The sequence below is a fragment of the Demequina sp. genome (assembly GCF_024642165.1).
GTDB lineage: Bacteria > Actinomycetota > Actinomycetes > Actinomycetales > Demequinaceae > Demequina.
Window position 1 is genome coordinate 1 of record NZ_JAHEBP010000134.1, and the last position, 5304, is coordinate 5304.

Below are 5304 nucleotides of genomic sequence, written 5' to 3' on the forward strand. Positions count from 1 at the left end.
CCGCCGGGGCGGGCTCCGGCTGGGCGTGAACCAACGCCGGAGCGGCGGTGCGCACCAAGACGGGCCTCGAGCCGCCGCCGTCGGCGGCGACCTGCGCCTCGATCCCCGCCCATACCGATGCGGGCGGGGCGACCAGCTCGATGAGCGCGGCGTCGCTCAGGCGCGCGGCGGTACCGCGCAGTGCGGCGATCTCCGCGGCGCAGCGCACGCACTCCCTGGCGTGCGACGCCTCGAAGGCGTCCACGGGCTCGCCGAGCGCAAGCGCGGCGAGTGTCTCGTCGTCACAGTGACGCATCGGCGGCCTCCAATCCTCGTCTCAATGTCACCAACGAACGTCGCAGGTGACTCTTCACGGTGCCGAGCGGAATGCTCAGATGCTCGGCGATCTGCTCGTGGGTCCGGCCCTCGAAGAAGGCGAGGGACACGATGGTGGATCGCGGTGGACCCAAATTCTCAACCTCGCTGCGGACCATGATCCTGTCCGCCTCGCGAGCGAAGGGATCAGAGGTGTGGGTCACCGGGGTGTCCATCACCGCCTCCAGCCGGCGGCGCTCGCGCGATCTGGCGTCGAGCGCGTCCGCGATGCGTCGGCGCGCGATGCCCACCACCCAACCGCGGGCCGAACCCTTGTCGGGGTCGTAGCCGTCGCGCCCCCTCCAGGCCGCCACGAACGTCTGCTGAGTGACGTCCTCGGCCTCGGCCGAGTCGCCCAGCGCTCGCATCGCCAGCGAGTGAACCAACGTGGCAGATGATTCGTACAGCCGCTCCAGCGAGCCCTCGGCACCGGCCGCGAACTCACGGTCGAGTGCGCGACCCTCGGGCCGCTCGTCTCTCACCGTAGCCTCCGCCACCAGCGTCGCCCCCGCCCACGTCATCGTGCGTCCTCCGGGAAGGCCCAGACAAGGACGTTGTCCTCGTAATGTCGCACATCGGCGTCCCATTTTCCACCACACGTGACCAGGACCAGCGCCCTATCGGGCGCTCCGAAGACCACGCTGAAGTCGACCTCCTGCTTCGAGGTCTGCTCGACGCGATCCACGATGTAAGCCACCGTGGTGCCGTCCTCAGCGGACACCTCGATCCGGTCTCCGGCCCGAGCGTCCCGCAGCTCCGCGAAGGGACCGCGACCCATCACCGCATCGTCCACGTGGGCGGCGATGACGGTGTTCTGGTCCTCCCGCAGCCCGCCCGCGGGATTGCCGCCAAGGCGGAACCAGCCGGCGACGCCGGCGCTCTCCGGCAGCTCCATGCCACCGTCGGGCGCGATGCCCACGTCGATGATCTCCATGTCGACGCCCAGCCGCTCCACCCTGAGGCGGTCGGGCTGGGGGGCGAAGCCGAGGTTGTCGACCGTGGCCTTCGACACCTCCACCGCACCGTCGACCACCGGTGCGGCGACGGGACCGATGACGGACGCCGAGGCCTCCGGAGCCGACGACGCCTGAACCGGCGCCGAGCCCGGAGACCCGGTGGCGCCGCACGCTGCCGTCACCGCGACCATAAGGGCGACGGTGACGGCAGCGAGCGGGCGCATCATGACCTCCACGATGGTGGCGGGGCGGGGCGTGCCGGGGGATGGCACGCCCCGCCCCAGGATTGTCAGCGGCGGACCAGCACCGCGCGGGTCGCGAGACCGGCGGCGGCCAGAGCCGCGGCGCCGAGCACGATCACGCCCACCGGAACGGCGTCGCCATCAGCGGCGAGACCCTGGGTGCCGGCGCTCACCTCGGCCGGCATGCCCGTGTGGGTCGCGACCGACTGGACGGCGAGCGCGAGGTTGCCGTCAGCGGCGGAGCCCCACGCGTAGACGATGGTGTTCGAGCCCTCCTCGACGGGGACGTCAGCAGGGCCAAGCACCGGGTCGGTCTCGCCCGCGAGCGAGACCGCGGCCTCGTACGTGGCGGCCGGCAGGTCGGCCATCATCTCGTTCGGGTTCTCCAGGCTGGAGAACGCGACGGCACCGTCGGCCCACACGTCGACCGCGGGGGCGGCCGCGGTGTGGCGGACCGTGAGGCGGCCCTCGCCGGAGGCGGTCTCCGAGATGTCGTTGGTGAACAGCGTCGCGGTGGGGTCACCGTTGGCCATGAGGTGCGCCACGGCGGTGTAGCTCATGCCCTCCGCGAGCGGAAGATCGATGGGGCCCAGCACCGGAGCCGAGTCGTCGGCCGCGTCGGATGCCGTGAGCGCCACGGAGTACGTGCCCGGGTCGAGCGACAGGGGGCCCGCGAGGTCGCCCGGGGCGAAGTCGTCGAGCGTGAGGGCGCCGTTGACGTAGACGTCGACGGTGAGCCCGGGGATGCCGTGCAGGACCGAGAGGTCGGCCTTGCCGTCCTCGACGGCGAATGCGGGGGCTGCGGCGCCCGCCGCGAGCAGGGTGCCGGCGGCGACGCCGGCCATGATCGAAGTGCGCATGTCCTTCTCCTCTCCGGCCGCCGCCCGGTTGCGACGTGCCTTCAACCCCTACTTCCGGGCGAGGGCGGGTCTTGGATGCACCGTTTCGAAATTCTGCTCAGAGCGAACACGCGGCGCCGACCCCATCCGCGGACGCCTCTCCACACACCACCGCCCTGAATGGGGCCGAAACGACCATCTGCCGCACATCGGACGTGGCCCCTGGTGGAGACGTGCTTTCTCCGTGTGGAGGAGTGGTCGGGGGGTCCGCGTGGTCGGGGGCTCGGGGGTGCGGCGTCAGCCCAGGGATCCGCGCGCGACCACCACGGTCGAGGGTCCGGCGATCCCGTCCCACGGTTCCCGCGTGATCTCGATCAGGCCGCCCGCGGCGGTGCCGATCCCCGGGGGCACCGCCACCTCGTAGCGGGAGGACGTCAACTGTCCGAGCGAGACGCGGTCCCCGCCCACGGGGATCAGCCACAGCTCGAGGAACGAATCCGGGTACTCGGCGTAGGGGCCGTTGACGACCACCACCTCGCCCTGATCACCCCGGCCCTCGACCGCCGCCGAGCCCGCGTCCCCGCCCCCCTCCCTGGGGTCGGTGAGCACGCCCGAGGCGATGACGGGCCGGTCTGGCTCGACCAGAATCTGCGCCAGCACCACGGTGAGGCCCACGAACAGGCTGGCCATCACCACCGCCGCGGTCATGATGAGCGTCCGCTTCCGATGCGCGCGCTCGGCGCTGGCGCGCGCCTCCTCCCGCCAATCCGCCTCGGGCTCCGTGCCCTCGCCCGCCTCGATCACCTTGACAAGCTCGTCCCACAGCGTCGCCCGTGGCGGCAGCACCGGACCCGCGGCAGGCAGGCGGGTCACCTGGCCCACCAGATCGTTGAGGGACCTCCACGCGTCGCGGCACTCGGGGCAGTCAGAGATGTGCGCGCGGTGCCCGTCGGCGGCGCGAATCCCGATGGCGCGCGAGGCGAGCGCCTCCGGCGGCGCGTGCGGCTCGCTCAGCCGGGCGCCCGACCACAGGTCGAGCAGGGCGTCCCGCAGGCGCTCCTCGAGCTCGGGTTCCGAGATCCCGAGCGTCATCGCGAGCTCGTAGCGGGGGGAGCCGTGGACGAGCGCCTGCTCAAGGGCTTCTCGCGACGCGGTGGGCAGCCGGTCCATGGACGTGCGCAGCAGGATGCGATCGGCCTCCGCCACCACCGCCTTCTGGTCGGTGACGCCGTCCACCGGGATGTCGGGATCGTCGAGCGCCTCGAGCTTGGCGCGGACGCGACGCTCGAGGTCGCCCGTGATGCGCTCGGCCGCATCGTGCAGCAGGTCGCGCGCGTCGAGCGATCCCCCGGCGGCGGCGGCCGCGAAGACGCGGCGTACCACGTCCTCCGCCTCGTCGACGGAGCCGAGCGCGCGCAGCGCAAGGGTGTGCACCAGGGGACCTGCCTCCCGGTACGCCTCCTCCACGCCGGACGTCGTCATCCACATCCCTTCGCTCAACGGCAGTCTCTCACGCTCGCGTCGGGCCGCCCGAACCCGCTCACACGGTCGCGATCACCTCCACCACGGAGCCCGGAGCGGCGTACGGCACCAGCGATCCCGCGAGCGGCTCGCCGTTCACCGTGAGCGCGGCGCCCTTGCCGCCGGAGTTGGAAACGCGGATGACGTAGGTGGCGCCTCGGATTTGGCGCCGCACGGTGTACTCGGAGACCTCCGCGCCGATGCACGGGTCCACCACCAGGCCGTCATAGTCCGCCCGCACACCCAGCAGGTATTGCGAGATGGTGACGAAGTTCCATGAGGCGGTCCCCGTGAGCCACGAGTTCTTGGCCTCGCCGTGCCGGGCCGCGTCCTTGCCCGCGATCATCTGGGCGTACACATACGGCTCGAGGCGATGCACCTCGGACTGCTCCTCGCGGTACGCCGGGGCGATCTGTTTCCAGTACTCCCACGCCCGCTCCGCGCGTCCCACCACCGTCTCCGCGATGATGATCCACGGGTTGTTGTGGCAGAAGATTCCCCCGTTCTCCTTGTAGCCCGGTGGGTACGTCGAGACCTCGCCCAGTTCCACCTTGTACTCGGTGAAGGCCGGGTTGAGGAGGACGATGCCGTGAGGAGTATTGAGTCGCTCCCGCACCGAGTCGAGGGCTTGGACGGCTTTGCCGTCCTCCAGGCCGATCCCACCCATGATGCAGAAGCCCTGCGGCTCGATCCAGATCTTGCCCTCGTGATTCTGCTCGGACCCGACGGGGTTGCCGTAGTAGTCGAACGCGCGCCGAAACCACGCGCCGTCCCAGCCGTGGTCCACCACCGCCCGGCGCATCGTCTCGATGGCCCGCTCCGCCCGCGCCGCCTCCGCATCGTCCCCACGACGGCGTGCCAGCGCCGCGTACTCGGGGCCGATCGCGGCGAACATGCCGGCGATGAAGACGGACTCCGCGACGCCACCCGTCTTGTTGCCGGTGGTCTGGAAGGACTCGCCAGGCTCGGTGGAGAAGCAGTTGAGATTGAGGCAGTCGTTCCAGTCCGCGCGGCCGATGAGCGGAAGACCGTGCGGGCCGGCGTGGGTCAGCGGGTGGTCGAACGAGCGCCTGAGGTGCTCCATGAGCGGGGCCGCCTTGGTGGCGTCGTTGTCGAACGGCACGCTCTCATCGAGGATCCCGAAGTCGCCGGTCTCCTTGATGTAGGCGGCGACGCCCAGGATCAGCCACAGCGGGTCGTCGTTGAAGCCCGAGCCCAACGCGTGGTTGCCGCGCTTGGTCAGCGGTTGGTACTGGTGATACGCGCTGCCATCCTCGAACTGCGTCGACGCGATGTCGATGATCCGCTCGCGGGCGCGCTCGGGCACCAGGTGGACGAAGCCCAGGAGGTCCTGGCTGGAGTCGCGGAACCCCATGCCCCGGCCCATGCCGG

General features: G+C 71.1%; 4 protein-coding genes and 2 pseudogenes. All 6 read right to left on the reverse strand.

Annotated elements, in window-relative coordinates:
- Positions 1-295 (reverse strand): annotated as a pseudogene (locus Q0L54_RS10220) (anti-sigma factor); the annotation flags it as partial.
- Complete coding sequence (locus Q0L54_RS10225) at positions 282-875, reverse strand: sigma-70 family RNA polymerase sigma factor (protein ID WP_296667824.1); 594 nt, start codon at positions 873-875, stop codon at positions 282-284. The gene Q0L54_RS10225 and the pseudogene Q0L54_RS10220, both read right to left, overlap by 14 nt.
- On the reverse strand, positions 872-1582 hold the full coding sequence (locus Q0L54_RS10230) for a class F sortase (RefSeq protein ID WP_296667826.1): 711 nt from the start codon (positions 1580-1582) through the stop codon (positions 872-874). Before Q0L54_RS10230 ends, Q0L54_RS10225 begins: the two co-directional genes overlap by 4 nt.
- Before the next feature lie 17 nt (positions 1583-1599).
- Positions 1600-2412, reverse strand: coding sequence for a DUF4397 domain-containing protein (locus tag Q0L54_RS10235; protein WP_296667827.1), 813 nt, complete (start codon positions 2410-2412; stop codon positions 1600-1602).
- Positions 2413-2688: 276 nt separating this feature from the next.
- Entirely contained in the window at positions 2689-3873 is a 1185-nt protein-coding gene (locus Q0L54_RS10240) for an anti-sigma factor (protein WP_296667829.1), read from the reverse strand.
- 58 nt (positions 3874-3931) lie between these two features.
- Positions 3932-5304 (reverse strand): annotated as a pseudogene (locus tag Q0L54_RS10245) (glycosyl transferase); the annotation flags it as partial.

What these genes read in the sequence shown, in the direction of transcription:
- Q0L54_RS10225 (WP_296667824.1), bottom strand. Translation starts at nt 875, where the DNA reads ATGACGTGGGCGGGGGCGACGCTGGTGGCGGAGGCTACGGTGAGAGAC.
- Q0L54_RS10235 (WP_296667827.1), bottom strand. Translation starts at nt 2,412, where the DNA reads ATGCGCACTTCGATCATGGCCGGCGTCGCCGCCGGCACCCTGCTCGCG.
- Q0L54_RS10240 (WP_296667829.1), bottom strand. Translation starts at nt 3,873, where the DNA reads ATGACGACGTCCGGCGTGGAGGAGGCGTACCGGGAGGCAGGTCCCCTG.